This is a genomic window from Flavobacterium sp. Arc2 (assembly GCF_041431385.1).
In the GTDB taxonomy this organism is placed as follows: Bacteria; Bacteroidota; Bacteroidia; order Flavobacteriales; family Flavobacteriaceae; genus Flavobacterium.
On sequence record NZ_JASMRH010000008.1, the window covers coordinates 82,073 to 97,503 of the forward strand.

Consider the following 15,431-nt stretch of genomic DNA (forward strand, 5'->3'; position numbering starts at 1 on the left):
GTAAGGTTTTGAAATTATTTTGTGGCCTTTTCTTATCAAAATATATTATGATAATTGACTCATTTGATAACCTCTATATAATTTATTGTCTTTTATTTCCCAAATTGCTATAAAATGCGCCAATAACATCTCCTCTCTCGGATTTTCAATTGTTTTTACAAAATGAGAATAGCGTACACTAATCATATCATTTTCGGCAATAATATGACTAATCCTGATCTTTGAGCGAACATAAGCTCTACCCAACTCTTCGGAAAGATCTACTAAAGAGTCATAATCCAATTGGACAAAACCCTTACTACTATTCCAATCCAACGTAACATCAGAGTGCAAATATTCTTTCATAGTGGTACTGTTAATTAGAGCATCTGATTTGTAAAAATCTTGAACGAGTTCCTTTGCTGTCATATTATTTTAATTTATTTAAAATATCTGGTATTTTTTTAATATTGGCCAGTTGTTTTAATTTTTCTCTAGACTCTTCTATGGGGGTGCCAAAATAGGATTTTCCGCCTTCAACAGATTTAGTAACACCTGTTTGGCCCATAATCACCGCTTTTTTACCTATCGTAATTCCGCTAGTAGTTCCTACCTGTCCCCAGATCGTGACTTCATCTTCAATAATAACGCAACCTGCTATTCCAGTTTGTGATGCAATTAAACATTTTTCGCCAATTACAGTGTCATGACCTACATGAACCTGATTGTCAATTTTTGTTCCTTCGCCAATGATGGTATCACCTGTAACCCCTTTGTCTATTGTACAAAGTGCTCCAATGCCCACATTATCTTTTATTACCACCCTACCACCTGAAAGCAATTGGTCGAATCCGTCTTCTCGTTTTTTGTAATAGAATGCATCAGCACCAAGAACAGTTCCTGCGTGGATGATCACATTATTTCCTATTACGGTGTTATCGTAAATCGCAACATTAGCATGAATCAAACAATTTTCTCCTATTACAACATCATTACCAATAAACGCATTAGGCTGAATTACAGTTCCCTGCCCTATTTTAGCTGTAGTAGAAATAGAAACACTTGAAGACTCAAAAGGCTTAAAGTATTTAGTTAATTTGTTGAAATCATTAAATGGATCCTCTGAAATCAATAATGCTTTTCCTTCTGGGCAATCTACTTTTTTGTTAATCAAAATAATAGTTGCCGCTGAATTTAAAGCTTTATCATAATATTTAGGATGATCTACAAAAACAATATCACCCTTTTCTACCACATGAATTTCATTCATTCCGGATACTAAAAAATTAGCATCCCCAATATATTCACAGTTTATAATAGTGGCAATTTCTTGTAGAGCGTAAACTTTTGGAAATTTCATAATTTAAATTAGAAAATTATTTACTCTTTTACGCGTTCCATGTAAGAACCTGATGTTGTATCAATTTTAATTTTATCTCCTTCATTTATAAATAAAGGTACATTTACAGTAGCCCCTGTTTCAACTGTAGCTGATTTAGTAGCATTAGTAGCTGTATTTCCTTTTATTCCTGGCTCAGCATAAGTAACTTCAAGAATTACAGATGATGGCATATCTACAGAAAGAGGTAAATCAGTTTCTGTATTGATACTTACCATAACATTTTCTCCTTCTTTTAGTAAATCTGGTGAATCTAATATGTTCTTGTTCAAAGATATTTGTTCAAAAGTCTCCGTATTCATGAAATGAAAATCATCTCCTTCTGGATATAAATATTGAAATTTATGGTTTTCTACTCGTACTTCTTCAATTTTATGTCCCGCAGAAAATGTATTGTCCAATACTTTTCCATTTGTTAAACTTCTTAATTTAGTTCTAACAAAAGCAGGTCCTTTTCCAGGTTTAACGTGAAGAAATTCTATAATTTTGTATATGTCATTATTGTACTTAATACATAATCCGTTCTTGATGTCTGATGTAGATGCCATTTTATTTTCTTTTGGCTATTAGCTTTCGGCTATTAGCAATTTATATTAATTATTTTTTTTGAGTCTAAGATCTAAATACCTAAGTACTGACTTTATTTAGTAATTTCCTGTATAACCTTTCATTACACCACGTGACGAATTTCTAATAAAATCGATGATTTCATCTCGTTCTGGAGTTGCTTCCATCTCTGCTTCGATAATTCCTAAAGCTTGAGTAACGTTGTAATTTTTTTGATATAAAATTCTATAAATCTCTTGTATCTCTTTGATTTTTTCAGATGTAAAACCTCTTCTTCTCAATCCAACTGAATTGATTCCTACATACGATAAAGGTTCTTTAGCAGCTTTAGTAAATGGAGGTACATCTTTTCTTACTAATGAACCACCTGAAACCATGGCATGATCACCAACACTAATAAATTGATGAATAGCAGCTAATCCTCCAATAACAGCATGATTTCCAATAGTTACATGTCCTCCTAAAAGAACACCATTAACAATAATAGCATTATTACCAACACGGCAATCGTGTGCAATATGGGCAGCAGCCATTATTAAACAATTGTTACCAATGACTGTTTGTCCCGATGCTACAGTTCCTCTGTTGATTGTCACACATTCTCTGATTGTACAGTTATCACCAATAATTGCTAGTGATTCTTCTCCACCAAATTTTAAATCCTGTGGAACAGCTGATATAACTGCACCAGGAAATATATTACAATTTTTTCCAATTCTTGCACCTTCCATAATGGTAACATTAGATCCTATCCAAGTCCCATCTCCAATAATTACATCATTATGGATTGTTGTAAAAGGCTCAATAACAACATTTTTGGCGATTTTCGCGCCAGGATGAACATATGCTAAGGGTTGATTCATCTACTTTTTTTTTATAATTTATATATATAAATAAAAACCTTGAAATAGTTCATCTCAGGTTTTTTACCTACTTTCATTTTACTGCTTTTTGGCAATTTGAGCCATTAACTCAGCTTCTGCAACTAACTTACCATTAGCATAAGCGTTTGCTTGCATATGACAAATTCCTCTTCGTATAGGTGTAATTAAATCACACTTAAAAATTAGGGTATCTCCCGGTAATACTTTTTGTTTGAACTTAACGTTATCAATTTTCATGAAATAAGTCAAGTAGTTTTCAGGATCTGGAACTGTACTCAGTACAAGTATCCCTCCGGTTTGTGCCATTGCTTCTACAATCAATACCCCTGGCATTACTGGTGCTTCCGGAAAATGTCCAACAAAGAAATTTTCATTCATTGTAACGTTTTTCATTCCTACCACATGACTTTCAGACATTTCAATTATTCTGTCAATCAATAAAAATGGAGGTCTATGAGGAAGAACAGCCATGATTTTGTGTATATCCATCAACGGCTCTAAGTTTAAATCATAAACAGGAACATAATTTCTTTGTTCGATTTTTATGATTTTAGCCATTTTTTTAGCAAATTGTGTATTTACAAAATGCCCTGGTTTATTGGCTATAACTTTACCTTGTATTTTTGTACCAATTAAAGCCAAATCACCTATTACGTCAAGTAGTTTATGTCTTGCTGCTTCATTAGGATAATGCAATGTAAGATTGTCTAATATCCCGTTTGATTTTACATTAATTGATTCTTTACCAAAAGCAACTTTCAAATTCTCCATTGTAGCCTTAGATATTTCTTTATCTACATATACAATAGCATTATTTAAATCGCCCCCTTTAATCAAACCATTTTCTAATAATGATTCCAATTCGTGCAGAAAACTAAATGTTCTAGACTCAGAGATTTCTTTTTTAAATTCAGAAATACCTTTCATCGTGGCATTTTGAGTACCTAAAATTTTAGTTCCAAAATCGACCATGGTAGTAACGCAATAATGATCACTTGGCATAATTAAAATTTCGCTTCCGCTTTCCTCGTCCGTAAATGAAATAACTTCTTTCACTACATAAACATTACGTTTTGTATTTTGCTCTTCAATTCCTGCCTTTTCAATGGCTTCAACAAAATATTTAGATGAACCATCCATTATAGGCAGCTCTGAAGCATTCAATTCTACAATGACATTATCTAAATCACAACCTACTAAGGCTGCTAACACATGTTCTGGTGTTTGTATTTTTACTCCAAGTTTTTCTAAGTTGGTTCCTCGTTGTGTATTTACAACGTAATTTGCATCTGCTTCAACAACAGGATGTCCTTCTAAATCTACTCTGACAAAAGTAAAACCATTATTTACTGGAGCAGGCTTGAAAGTCATTGTAACTACTTTACCTGTGTGTAATCCGACTCCTGTAAGCGAGATTTCTGTCTTTATAGTCTTCTGTTTAACCATTATTCCCGTTTTTTTGGTTTATTATATGTTTTTTTAATTCTTCTAATTCTGCAACGATTTTCGGTAAATTTTTAAAGTGCACATAGGATTTACTGTAATCGTTATACCCAAATGTTGGACTTCCTTGCAAGATTTCATCATCCTTTATGTTTCTTGCAACACCTGATTGCGCTTGTATTCTAACATTATTCCCAATGGATAAATGTCCTGAAATACCAACCTGACCACCAATCATTCCGTTTCTACCAATTTTAGTCGAACCTGCAACGCCAGTTTGAGCGGCGATTACCGTGTTCTCACCTATTTCAACATTATGTCCAATCTGAATTTGATTGTCCAGTTTCACTCCTTTTCTTATTATAGTTGATCCCATTGTAGCTCTGTCTATAGTGGTGCAAGCACCAATATCTACATCGTCTTCTATAATAACATTCCCTATTTGAGGAATTTTTTTGTAAGTGCCGTCAGGATTTGGCGCAAAGCCAAAACCATCTGCCCCTATAACTGAGCCAGAATGTATGGCGCAATTATTTCCTATTCTTGTTTTTTCATAAATTTTAGTACCGGCAAAAATAGTGACATTATTTCCAATGACAACATTGTCACCTATAAAACAATTAGGATAAATTTTGACATTATCACCTAAAATCACGTTTGCGCCTATATAACTAAAACTACCTAAATATAAATTACTGCCATATTTAGCATTTTCTGCTATAACAGACGGTTGTTCTATTCCGCTTTTACTAGCTTTAGCTTGATCATAAAACTCTAATAATTTAGAAAATGCCATATAAGCATCATCTACTTTTATCATTGTAGTCTTTAAGTCTGACTCTGGAGTAAAGCTTTTATTTACAATCGTAATTGTAGCTTCAGTACTATATATGTAGTTATTGTATTTTGGGTTTGATAAAAAAGTAAGTGAACCGTCCTTTCCTTCTTCAATCTTAGATAGCTCATACACTTCAGCATTGGGATTCCCAACAACTTCACCATCTAATATCCCCGCTATTTGTTCTGCTGTAAATTTCATTGCCACAAAAATATAAAAAAATAGATTTTAAATGTTCATTTCCACAAGTTGTTTTGGGAAACAGATATAATATTTGGTTACTGATTTAGATAATGATTTTAAATTCAACTGATCAGAAGATTCAATAACATCCTCCACCGTCTTGTCTTTTTTCAATATTCGTATCGGTTCCGCTTCCTTACTATAAGCCTGATTTTTTATTTTTCCTTTAAAAATAAAATAATTAGTTTCCTGTATAGTAATATTATTTTCTAATGCAAAGCGTTCTTTTAAAGGCTGTAAATCTTGCAACTCTACTTTTTCACTGGTTAATTTTATCTTTAGTAAATCCCTATTGATTATCATTTTACTCAATGAAGACAAAATAAAATCACCATTACGCTGCCATCCTTTTAACGCACTGATAATATCAAAATCATCAAGTTGAGAAAATAAATCTAAAGTTTGCGCATCAAATGTATCCATGGTAACTTTATGCTCTAGAAAATATCGCAAAGGTTCGCTGCAAGGTAAAATCATTCCTTTTAATGTTAATTCTTTTGCACGTTTCAGGATTCTGGTCAAAATTAATTCAGCCACTAAACTGGTTTTATGCAAATATGCTTGCCAATACATTAGTCTTCTGGACATTAGAAATTTTTCAACAGAGTAAATTCCTTTTTCTTCGATAACTAAAACATCATCCACGACATTCATCATTTGAATCAGTCGCTCTGAATTCACATTTCCTTCTGCTACACCTGAATAAAAACTATCACGTTTCAGATAATCCATTCGATCCATATCCAGTTGACTGGAAATTAGCTGTAACATAAACAAACGATGATATTCTCCTTTAAAGACCTTTATAGCCAGATCGAGTTGCCCATTAAACTCAGCGTTTAACTGATGCATAAACAATAAGGAGATTTCCTCGTGATGAACATCTTCAACAATACTTCTTTCCATTGCATGAGAAAAAGGTCCGTGCCCAATATCGTGTAATAAAATAGCGATATATAGTGCATTTTCTTCTTCCTTAGAAATTTCAATGTCTTTAAAACGCAATACATCAACTGCCTTTTGCATTAGATGCATACAACCTAAAGCATGATGAAATCGAGTATGATTAGCACCTGGATAAACCAGATACGATAATCCCATCTGCGAAATACGTCTTAAGCGTTGAAAATAAGGATGCTGTATTAAATCGTAAATTAAAGCATTAGGGATGGTGATAAACCCATAAATAGGATCATTGAATATTTTAAGCTTATTGATTTGACTCACTATAAGATTGTTTTTAGGTCAACAAAGATAGGTAAAATAGATTTTAGTTATGAAAGTGTTTTTCTTATGGTTGATTGTCGCTGAAAATATTTTTTTTTGAATTGATTTCCACGAATTAATGAATTTCGATAAAATTAACTTAACATTAAGTTCGATTGGTTCGGTATTTTACGAACCAATTGTACCTTTGCAAAAAAAATATGGACAGCATACAAAAAGAGAGAGAGGAAATCATTGAGCTATCCGGTATTCATTTTGAGTCTTTATTTAATATATCGCCTTTAGCGGCGAGAATTTTAGGCTTACTGATTATTGATGGATGTAAATCGGGATTGACCTTTGAGTCTATAGTCGAAAAATTATCTGCCAGCAAAAGCTCGATATCTACCAATTTAAATTTACTACTAAAAATGGAGAAAATATACTATTTCACCGTAGCGGGTGATCGAAAGAAATATTTTAGAGCAGCTCCTTTGAGTGAACGACTATTGAATTACAAAAAAATGCTCGAGTCGGAAAAATTTGTAATTGATAAAATGCTTCAATATCGTGAAAAAACAATTTCCTGTCCTGAAGAAAAATGCAATTTAGAGAATGTAAAAGCGTATAAAATTCACATTAGCGAAGTGGAAGAGTTGCTTATGAAAACCATAGCCAAATTTAAAATAATAGAATCCATTAATAGTAATTAATAATAAATCAAATTAAACAAAAATGAAAAAAATTTCATTATCTATAATAGCTTTTTCGCTGCTACTTTCCTCATGTGGCAAGAAAGAAGAACAACCTGCAGTGCAAGGACCCGCAAATTTTCCCGTACAAGAGGTAGTAATGCAAGATGCCACCGTATACCAGGACTTTACGGCTAATCTTGAAGGACAACAAAATGTTGAAATCAGACCTAAAGTAAGCGGATTTATACAAAAGATATATATTGACGAAGGTGAAGTGGTTAGAAAAGGGCAGCTTTTATTCAAATTAGAAACGCAAATGCTAAATCAAGATGCTTCGGCTGCAAAAGCAATGGTTGCAGCGGCGCAAGTTGAAGTGGATCGTTTAAAACCACTTGTAGACAGAAATATCATCAGTAACGTACAATTGGCGACAGCCAAAGCTAAATTAGCCCAAGCGAAAAGTGCCTACGGAAGTATTGCTGCAAATATTGGTTACGGAACCATCTATTCTCCCGTAAATGGAGTCATCGGAAGTTTACCCTTTAAAGAAGGTAGTTTAGTAAACCCTACTAGCGAAATGCCTATGACAACAGTATCAGACACGAAAATTGTTCGTGCCTACTTTTCTATGAATGAAAAACAAGTATTGTACTTTAATAAGACATTTAAAGGATCCACTACTGCCGAAAAATTAAAGTCAGCACCTGCTGTCAGCCTAATATTAGTGGACGATTCAGAATACAACCAAATGGGAAAAATAGCTACCATGAACGGATTAGTAAATCCAACTACGGGTACTACAGAGTTTAGAGCTGAATTTAAAAACCCTGAAGGGATTTTAAGAAGTGGAAGCAGCGGAATCATTCGTTTACCAATTGTACAAAGCAATGTTATTCTGATACCCCAAAAAGCTGTTTTTGAAGTACAAGGAAAACAAATTGTATATGCTGTTGAAAAAGGAAACAAAGTGAAATCAAGAATTATAGAAACCAATGGAACTTCTGACTTAAATTACATTGTAACTGCCGGACTTGCAGAAGGAGATGTTGTAGTTATTGAAGGTGCTTCAAAACTAAAAGATGATATGGAAATTGTACCAGAGCCTATTAAGAATGCAGTAGAAGCAAATGATGCTACACAAACTACCACTAAAAAATAATTGCAAAGATGTTAAAAACTTTTATAGAAAGACCTGTACTCTCTACAGTAATATCGATTCTAATCACCATATTAGGTGTATTGGGATTGATGTCCTTACCCGTAGAACAATATCCCGAAATAGCACCGCCAACAGTGCAAGTTACCGCTAATTATACGGGAGCAAATGCTGTAACGGTGCTGAACAGTGTAGTTATTCCACTGGAAGAAGAAATAAATGGTGTAGAAGGAATGACGTATATGACGTCTTCGGCAGCAAATGATGGTTCGGCTAAAATTTCTGTTTATTTTGCATTAGGAACTGACCCGGATATTGCTGCGGTAAACGTGCAAAACAGAGTGGCACGTGCCACTAGTAAGTTGCCTACTGCAGTAGTACAAACTGGCGTTACCACAATAAAGAGTCAAAATAGTGCTTTGATGTTTTTTGCCTTATATTCCAGCAACAAAGCCTATGACGAAGTTTATATTCAGAATTATGCTAAAATTAACCTGGTACCTAAACTACAACGTGTTAGCGGTGTAGGTCAGGTAAATGTATTTGGGGCGAAAGATTACTCCATGCGAATTTGGATTGATCCTGAAAAAATGGCTAATTATGGAATGGCTCCAAAGGATATTCAGGCCGCTTTACAAGAACAAAACGTTGAAGCAGCTCCAGGAAAATTTGGAGAGAATGCAGATGGTGTTTTTGAATACGTTATTAAATACAAAGGAAGACTTTCGGAAATAAAAGATTATGAGAATATTATTATCAAATCTACCGGAAACGGAAACTTCTTAAGAATTAAAGATGTAGCCACTGTTGAGTTAGGCGGTTTCAATTATGGAACTAAGAATATTGCTATGGGTGAAGAGGGAGTTGTAATGGGCGTTTTTCAAACTTCCGGATCCAATGCCCAAGACATTACCACAGAGATTATGTCTATCCTAGAGGAGTCAAAGGTCGATTTCCCTCCTGGAGTTGATTATATTATTCCTTTTAATACTAAAACATTCTTAGATGCTTCTATAGACAAGGTGATTTCTACTTTAATTGAAGCTTTTTTACTGGTTTTCCTCGTTGTCTATCTATTCTTACAAGACTTTAGGTCAACATTAATTCCTGCTATTGCGGTACCGGTTGCTATTGTAGGTACCTTTTTCTTTCTGCAAATATTTGGGTTCTCCATCAATATGTTAACGCTATTTGCAATGATTCTGGCCATTGGTATTGTCGTCGATGATGCTATCGTAGTCGTGGAGGCGGTACACGCCAAACTGGATGAGGGCGCTACGTCGGCTAAAGAAGCAACACTTTCTGCGATGAACGAAATTACTGGAGCCATTGTTTCTATTACGATAGTGATGGCAGCAGTATTTATTCCGGTATCGTTCTTAGGTGGTCCATCGGGAGTATTTTACCAACAATTTGCTGTTACTTTGGCAATTGCTATTTTAATTTCGGCGGTAAATGCCTTGACTTTAAGTCCTGCATTATGCGCATTACTATTAAAACCACATCCAGACTCTAAGCATCATGATGCTAATTTTAAAGACCGTTTTTTCATTGCTTTCAATACTAATTTTGATCGAATGAATGCCAAATATGTGAAATCACTGCGTTTCCTAGCTGCAAAAAAATGGATTACTGTTGTTGCCTTATTAGTGTTTTCCGGAATTACGGTGCTATTATTCCAAATTACTCCTTCTGGATTTATTCCAAATGAGGATAGAGGTATCATCATGGCCGATTTAACACTTCCTCCTGGTACTACTTTGGAAAAAACAACAAAGACAGTAAGAGAATTGGACTCCATTATTGCTTCTATGGATATTGTTGAAGCTCGAATGAATATTGTAGGTTACAGTTTGCTAAACGGAGTAAACGGAGGTTCGTATGCATTTTCGGTGATTAAATTGAAACCCTGGAGTGAACGTACTGAAGACAATCAATCTGTAGATGCGGTCGTTGGCCAATTGTTTGCTAAAACTGCTGGATTAAAAGAAGGCCGTGCCTTATTCTTTACACCTCCAAGTGTACAAGGTTTTGGTAGTGCCGATGGTTTTGAATTGAAGGTACAAGACAAAGGAGACGATGACTGGCAAACGGTTAGTAAAGTGACTAACGAATTCTTAGGGGAATTGATGAAACGTCCTGAAGTTCAGTATGCCATCACTAATTTCAATCCTAATTTTCCACAATATCAAATGGATGTTAATATTGAAAGAGCCAAAGATGCGGGAATAGCTATCCCTGATATATTTAATACCATGCAAGGCTATTATGGTGGATTATATACGACTGATTTCAATAAGTTTGGAAAACAATACCGTGTAATGATTCAGGCAAAGCCTGAAGATCGTGCAAACCTTGAGTCTATAAACAATATTTATGTTAAGAATGCTGCGGGTCAACAAGTAGCGATCAGTCAGTTTGTAGATTTTAAAAGAATATATGGTCCTGAGGCGGTTGCTCGTTTTAACATGCTTAAAGCAGTTAATATAAACGGTAAAGCTAATCCTGGGTACAGTTCTGGAGATGCCATTAAAGCCGTTCAAGAAGTAGCCGCGCAACATTTACCAAAATCATATACCTATGAATTCTCAGGAATGACTCGGGAAGAGATTCTTGCCGGTAATCAAGCCATTGGAGTATTCTTGTTGAGTTTAATCTTTGTTTACTTCCTATTAAGTGCGCAGTACGAGAGTTATTTAGTACCGCTATCTGTATTGCTTTCACTTCCTGTAGGTATTGCAGGAGCGATTGGTTTTGTAAACCTCGCCGGATTAGAAAATAATATCTATTTCCAAGTGGCCTTAATTATGTTGATAGGATTACTCGCCAAAAATGCAATTTTGATTGTGGAGTTTGCCATACAAAGGCGACGAAACGGAATGGATCTGACAAAATCTGCTATTGAAGGTGCAAAAGCACGTTTGCGTCCGATATTGATGACCTCGTTAGCTTTCATTTTCGGATTGATGCCATTGGCACTAGCCTCTGGAGTTGGTGCTGTAGGAAACCGTTCTATCGGAATGGGTGCCGTTGGAGGAATGCTTGTAGGAACTATTTTTGGAGTATTTGTTATTCCAATTTTATTTATCATCTTTCAAGGATTACAAGAACGTATCTCTGGAAAACCAGTAAATACTAAAGAAAATGATGTTGCACTTTTAGAAGAAGAAAATGAAAAATAAAATATACAGAGTCGCACTTTTAGGACTAACAGCAACCGTAATGCAATCGTGTTTTGTTGCGAAAGACTATAAAAGACCCGAGTTAAAAACAGCAGATTTGTATCGAAATGAAGTAGTGTCAACAGACACTACTTCATTAGCAAATGTTTCATGGGATAAAATTTTTACCGACCCTCTTTTGCAAGGCTATATTTCAAAAGGCTTACAAAACAATTTAGATGTCCGCATTGCTATGCAAAATATTGTGGCTGCACAGGCTACCATGAAACAGGGAAAAGCGGGCTACTTCCCTAGCCTATCTGTGGGAACAGACTGGACGCACAATATAATATCTAAAAACAGTCAGTTTGGAGCTTTCCTGCAAGATCGCAGTACAGATCAATACCAACTGTCAGGAAACCTTTCTTGGGAAGCTGATATATGGGGAAAAATACGAAGCAATAAACGCGCTACTAATGCTGCGTATCTACAAACGACTGCGGTCACTCAAGCGATAAAAACACAATTAATTGCTGATATTGCAAGTACGTACTATCAATTACTTTCAGTTGATGCACAAATTAAAGTAGCCGAAGAAACTTTGATCAATAGAGACGAAAGTATCGAAACGATACTAGCTTTAAAAAAAGCAGGTAATGTTACTGAAGTCGGGGTTAAACAAACTGAAGCACAAAAGTACGCTACCGAATTAATCATTGCTGATTTAAAAAACAATGTGATTATTCTTGAAAATACGCTGAGCACACTTTTAAATGAGCCTTCGGCAAAAATTGAGCGTTCTACTTTTGAATCTCAAAACATGCAACCCATTATTACTTTAGGTGTTCCCGCTAATTTATTGCGAAACAGACCTGATGTGATTGCAGCTGAATACAACTTGATTACCAATTTTGAAATGACAAACGTTGCAAAAAGTGGTTTTTACCCCAGTTTAAAAATCACCGCTACTGGAGGTCTTCAAAGTATCGACTTAAAAGAATGGTTTAGTGCCAACTCACTTTTCGCTAATATTATTACAGGGTTGACACAACCCATTTTCAATCAAAGGCAAGTAAAAACCAAATTTGAAATAGCCAAAGCCAATCAGGAAAAGGCCTATTTACAATTTGAGCAATCCTTACTTATTGCAGGTAAAGAGGTTTCGGATGCATTAGCACAATACAATAACGAAACGTACAAAATTACAGTTCGCACAAAACAAGCAGATGCACTTAAAAAAGCGGCTAAGTATTCAGATGAATTGTTAACCTATGGTTTAGCAAATTATTTAGAAGTATTAACATCTAAAAATGATGCCTTAAATGCTGAACTAAGTTTAGTAGACAATAAATTCCAACAATATAAAGCCGTAATTCAATTGTACAAAGCCCTTGGTGGTGGATGGCAATAAAGTACTGCGAATAAAGATATAATAGTTGTTAATTCAAAGAAAGCCACTGAGCATTGTACTTAGTGGCTTTTTTGTGTTTTGATATTGCCTTTTTCTATTACCGATCCGCCAGGAAAACAGCAATACCTTTTACTATAGTAACATCAATAAATAACCAAAAAACGCTCCTCCAAGAACGATAAAGGCACTGTTTATTTTTTTATAATTAAAAACAATTACCATACTCACTATTGCTATTAAAATGGTGCGCCAATCTATGATGGTTTCTTTTCCCAATTCGTAGCAAATGGATATAATTATTGAGATGGAAGCCACATTTACGGCATCCAGAAATACAGCAAAAGGTTTAGAATTTCTCATTTTTTTAACCAAAGGATTCAATAGGGCTACAAATAAAAACGAGGGCAAAAATATAGCCAGCGTTGCTATCAATGCGCCTGATACTCCATTGATTTGATAACCCACAAAAGTAACTGAGGAGAAAACGGGACCCGGCGTGAATTGTCCTACCGCTATGGCATCAATTAGTTGGGTTCGTGTCAGCAAGCCTTTGGCGACCAATTCGGCATCCAGAAAAGCAAATAGAACATAGCCGCTTCCATATAGGATTGCCCCTACTTTTAAGAAAATAAGAAATAAATTAAAATTCGTTGGTGCCAGCAGAGCCGTTTTAGAAACAGGAAACAGCGTTAGCGAAATCCAGCTGTTGGCTTTTATATTGGAGTCATAGTTAGTGATTGAATTCCAAAATAAGGCCAAAAATCCAGCGCCAAAAAGAAGTGCAATTTCGTTAAACTGCAATAGCGAAAGCACCAAAACAATAACGCCGATAATTCCTAATCGAACCGTTTTCAATGATTTTTTAGCCAAAGGAAAAATAGCACCTAGAATAATGGCAATTATAGCGGGTTTTATACCGTATAAAAAGGGTTGGATTTCCGGTAATTGCCCGTAATCTTTATAAAGCCAGGCAAAGATTCCTGTTATAATAACGGCTGGGATTATAAAACATAATCCCGCAACAATAAGCCCCTTCCATCCTGCTCTTTCGTGACCGATATGGATTGCCATTTCTGTACTGTTGGGGCCTGGAATCAAATTAGTGGCGCCTATTAAATCTAAAAAATGTTGTTCTTCAAGCCACTTTTTTTTTACCACTACCTCTTCTCGCATCATAGAAATGTGTGCGGCGGGACCTCCAAAACCTATAATTCCTAACTTTAAAAAAAGTGCGGCCACTTCTTTTAACTTTTGCTTTTCATTCATTACGATCGCTCGTTTATTAGTAAATTTCAGTCGGCAAAGTTACCGTTTTTTCAGTTTCACGGGAATCCAAATTTCTTCTTCAGAATTAGGATGGTCATTTTTGTATTTATCACCCAATATTTCAAAATGAGGTCTGTGATCTAAAACATATTCTGATCCTGGCAACCAAGTAGCAAAAATATATTCAAACGCAGCAGGTGAACCACTAGGACCTCCTTTGTAATTAAAAACAGCATAAAGACCGCTACTGATTGTAAAAGAATCCATTCCTTCAGGAATTATTTTAAAATCACTGGCTGCTACAGCTGTCCAATAGTCAAACGGTACGGTGGGATCAAAATTATCATAATAAGTAGGGCTGAACAATTGCATCGAGTAATAATCCGTATCTATAGTATTTAAAATTTCTTTTCTTCTCGGCATAAAACGCTTCCATACTTCCTTCGCTTTATAGTCACTATAGGACATCGTCATTCGCATTCCTATCACTTTTGTTTCGGGAAATATTACTATTCTTGGAACCATTATCGGGTAATTTTAATTAGTATTTAAGAATTCAAAACTGATACTTTTTGTTCTAAAACGCTAATTTATAAAGCAACACCTCTTCGGTATCTTCTGTCAATTTAATGTTTTTTTCGAATTGGAGACCTAGTTTTATCAATAATTTCTGAGAGCCGATATTTTTTTCTGAAGTAATTCCTTTAATTTCCATTAAATTAAATTCACTGAAAGCGACTTCTTTTAGCTTATTGCTACTTTCAAATCCATAGCCTTTTTTTTCATATTCGGGAAGAAAAGCAAATCCAATGTCAATACCGTCCAAACCTTCTCGATCGTAAAGTCCGCAGGAGCCAATTTTTGCACGATCAAATTTTCGAGTGACTGTATAGTTTCCAAAACCATGTTTTTTAATTTGGGGTGTTATTTTATTCGCGATATATTCTTCGGCATCTTGAACGTTTTTTAAATTTCGATCTCCTATAAATTCAATCCATTTTGGTGTGCTGAAAAGTGCTAAAATGAATTCGGCATCGGCTTTATTGGTGGGTGTTAGAAAGAGTCGCTCTGTTTCAAATGTTTTCAATTCGTTTATTATTAAATTCACATTGTGTGTTTTTATCTAAAAATTCCAAACCTATTTCCTCGAAATTTTAAAAGGTAAAAGTAATCAACTTACCCT

14 protein-coding genes are annotated in these 15,431 nt (G+C 34.9%); 4 read left to right on the top strand and 10 right to left on the bottom strand.

Annotated elements, in window-relative coordinates; all coding sequences use genetic code 11:
- Positions 1 to 45 precede the first annotated feature (45 nt).
- The 7 genes from QO182_RS07220 to QO182_RS07250 form a co-directional block, all read right to left on the bottom strand.
- Positions 46 to 408: a nuclear transport factor 2 family protein gene (locus tag QO182_RS07220; RefSeq protein ID WP_371540483.1), complete on the bottom strand. Its 363-nt coding sequence runs from the start codon at positions 406 to 408 to the stop codon at positions 46 to 48.
- 1 nt (position 409) lies between these two features.
- A complete protein-coding gene (locus QO182_RS07225) occupies positions 410 to 1,339 on the bottom strand; it encodes a UDP-3-O-(3-hydroxymyristoyl)glucosamine N-acyltransferase (RefSeq protein ID WP_371560759.1) in 930 nt (309 codons plus the stop codon).
- A 20-nt stretch (positions 1,340 to 1,359) separates the two neighbouring features.
- Positions 1,360 to 1,926, bottom strand: coding sequence for an elongation factor P (efp, locus tag QO182_RS07230; RefSeq protein WP_371540488.1), 567 nt, complete (start codon positions 1,924 to 1,926; stop codon positions 1,360 to 1,362).
- 96 nt (positions 1,927 to 2,022) lie between these two features.
- On the bottom strand, positions 2,023 to 2,808 hold the full coding sequence (lpxA, locus tag QO182_RS07235; protein ID WP_371540490.1) for an acyl-ACP--UDP-N-acetylglucosamine O-acyltransferase: 786 nt from the start codon (positions 2,806 to 2,808) through the stop codon (positions 2,023 to 2,025).
- A gap of 78 nt (positions 2,809 to 2,886) precedes the next feature.
- Positions 2,887 to 4,275, bottom strand: coding sequence for a bifunctional UDP-3-O-[3-hydroxymyristoyl] N-acetylglucosamine deacetylase/3-hydroxyacyl-ACP dehydratase (locus QO182_RS07240; protein ID WP_371540493.1), 1,389 nt, complete (start codon positions 4,273 to 4,275; stop codon positions 2,887 to 2,889).
- The gene (gene lpxD / locus QO182_RS07245; protein ID WP_371540496.1) at positions 4,268 to 5,311 is read right to left on the bottom strand and encodes a UDP-3-O-(3-hydroxymyristoyl)glucosamine N-acyltransferase; all 1,044 of its coding nucleotides are present in this window, start codon (positions 5,309 to 5,311) and stop codon (positions 4,268 to 4,270) included. The genes QO182_RS07240 and lpxD overlap by 8 nt, the downstream gene beginning before the upstream one ends.
- A 27-nt stretch (positions 5,312 to 5,338) precedes the next feature.
- On the bottom strand, positions 5,339 to 6,580 hold the full coding sequence (locus QO182_RS07250) for an HD domain-containing protein (RefSeq protein ID WP_371540499.1): 1,242 nt from the start codon (positions 6,578 to 6,580) through the stop codon (positions 5,339 to 5,341).
- A 200-nt stretch (positions 6,581 to 6,780) separates the two neighbouring features.
- Here QO182_RS07250 and QO182_RS07255 point away from each other — a divergent pair, with 200 nt between their 5' ends.
- From QO182_RS07255 to QO182_RS07270, 4 genes are read left to right on the top strand one after another with little or no spacing between them, the layout of a single operon-like run.
- On the top strand, positions 6,781 to 7,272 hold the full coding sequence (locus tag QO182_RS07255; protein ID WP_371540502.1) for a GbsR/MarR family transcriptional regulator: 492 nt from the start codon (positions 6,781 to 6,783) through the stop codon (positions 7,270 to 7,272).
- A gap of 22 nt (positions 7,273 to 7,294) precedes the next feature.
- Complete coding sequence (locus QO182_RS07260) at positions 7,295 to 8,413, top strand: efflux RND transporter periplasmic adaptor subunit (RefSeq protein WP_371540505.1); 1,119 nt, start codon at positions 7,295 to 7,297, stop codon at positions 8,411 to 8,413.
- Positions 8,414 to 8,421: 8 nt separating this feature from the next.
- On the top strand, positions 8,422 to 11,592 hold the full coding sequence (locus QO182_RS07265; protein WP_371560761.1) for an efflux RND transporter permease subunit: 3,171 nt from the start codon (positions 8,422 to 8,424) through the stop codon (positions 11,590 to 11,592).
- Positions 11,582 to 12,982: an efflux transporter outer membrane subunit gene (locus QO182_RS07270; RefSeq protein WP_371560763.1), complete on the top strand. Its 1,401-nt coding sequence runs from the start codon at positions 11,582 to 11,584 to the stop codon at positions 12,980 to 12,982. Before QO182_RS07265 ends, QO182_RS07270 begins: the two co-directional genes overlap by 11 nt.
- A gap of 132 nt (positions 12,983 to 13,114) precedes the next feature.
- Here the strand turns inward: QO182_RS07270 and chrA are convergent, their stop codons facing one another.
- From chrA to QO182_RS07285, 3 genes are read right to left on the bottom strand one after another with little or no spacing between them, the layout of a single operon-like run.
- On the bottom strand, positions 13,115 to 14,248 hold the full coding sequence (chrA, locus tag QO182_RS07275) for a chromate efflux transporter (RefSeq protein ID WP_371540513.1): 1,134 nt from the start codon (positions 14,246 to 14,248) through the stop codon (positions 13,115 to 13,117).
- A gap of 39 nt (positions 14,249 to 14,287) precedes the next feature.
- Positions 14,288 to 14,773, bottom strand: a complete 486-nt coding sequence (locus tag QO182_RS07280) for a GyrI-like domain-containing protein (protein WP_371540516.1) — start codon at positions 14,771 to 14,773, stop codon at positions 14,288 to 14,290.
- Positions 14,774 to 14,825: 52 nt separating this feature from the next.
- A complete protein-coding gene (locus tag QO182_RS07285) occupies positions 14,826 to 15,356 on the bottom strand; it encodes a GNAT family N-acetyltransferase (protein WP_371540519.1) in 531 nt (176 codons plus the stop codon).
- Positions 15,357 to 15,431: the final 75 nt, after the last annotated feature.

What these genes read in the sequence shown, in the direction of transcription:
- QO182_RS07255 (WP_371540502.1), top strand. Translation starts at nt 6,781, where the DNA reads ATGGACAGCATACAAAAAGAGAGAGAGGAAATCATTGAGCTATCCGGT.
- QO182_RS07280 (WP_371540516.1), bottom strand. Translation starts at nt 14,773, where the DNA reads ATGGTTCCAAGAATAGTAATATTTCCCGAAACAAAAGTGATAGGAATG.
- QO182_RS07240 (WP_371540493.1), bottom strand. Translation starts at nt 4,275, where the DNA reads ATGGTTAAACAGAAGACTATAAAGACAGAAATCTCGCTTACAGGAGTC.
- QO182_RS07220 (WP_371540483.1), bottom strand. Translation starts at nt 408, where the DNA reads ATGACAGCAAAGGAACTCGTTCAAGATTTTTACAAATCAGATGCTCTA.
- QO182_RS07270 (WP_371560763.1), top strand. Translation starts at nt 11,582, where the DNA reads ATGAAAAATAAAATATACAGAGTCGCACTTTTAGGACTAACAGCAACC.
- lpxD (WP_371540496.1), bottom strand. Translation starts at nt 5,311, where the DNA reads ATGAAATTTACAGCAGAACAAATAGCGGGGATATTAGATGGTGAAGTT.
- QO182_RS07260 (WP_371540505.1), top strand. Translation starts at nt 7,295, where the DNA reads ATGAAAAAAATTTCATTATCTATAATAGCTTTTTCGCTGCTACTTTCC.
- QO182_RS07265 (WP_371560761.1), top strand. Translation starts at nt 8,422, where the DNA reads ATGTTAAAAACTTTTATAGAAAGACCTGTACTCTCTACAGTAATATCG.
- chrA (WP_371540513.1), bottom strand. Translation starts at nt 14,248, where the DNA reads ATGAATGAAAAGCAAAAGTTAAAAGAAGTGGCCGCACTTTTTTTAAAG.
- QO182_RS07225 (WP_371560759.1), bottom strand. Translation starts at nt 1,339, where the DNA reads ATGAAATTTCCAAAAGTTTACGCTCTACAAGAAATTGCCACTATTATA.
- efp (WP_371540488.1), bottom strand. Translation starts at nt 1,926, where the DNA reads ATGGCATCTACATCAGACATCAAGAACGGATTATGTATTAAGTACAAT.
- lpxA (WP_371540490.1), bottom strand. Translation starts at nt 2,808, where the DNA reads ATGAATCAACCCTTAGCATATGTTCATCCTGGCGCGAAAATCGCCAAA.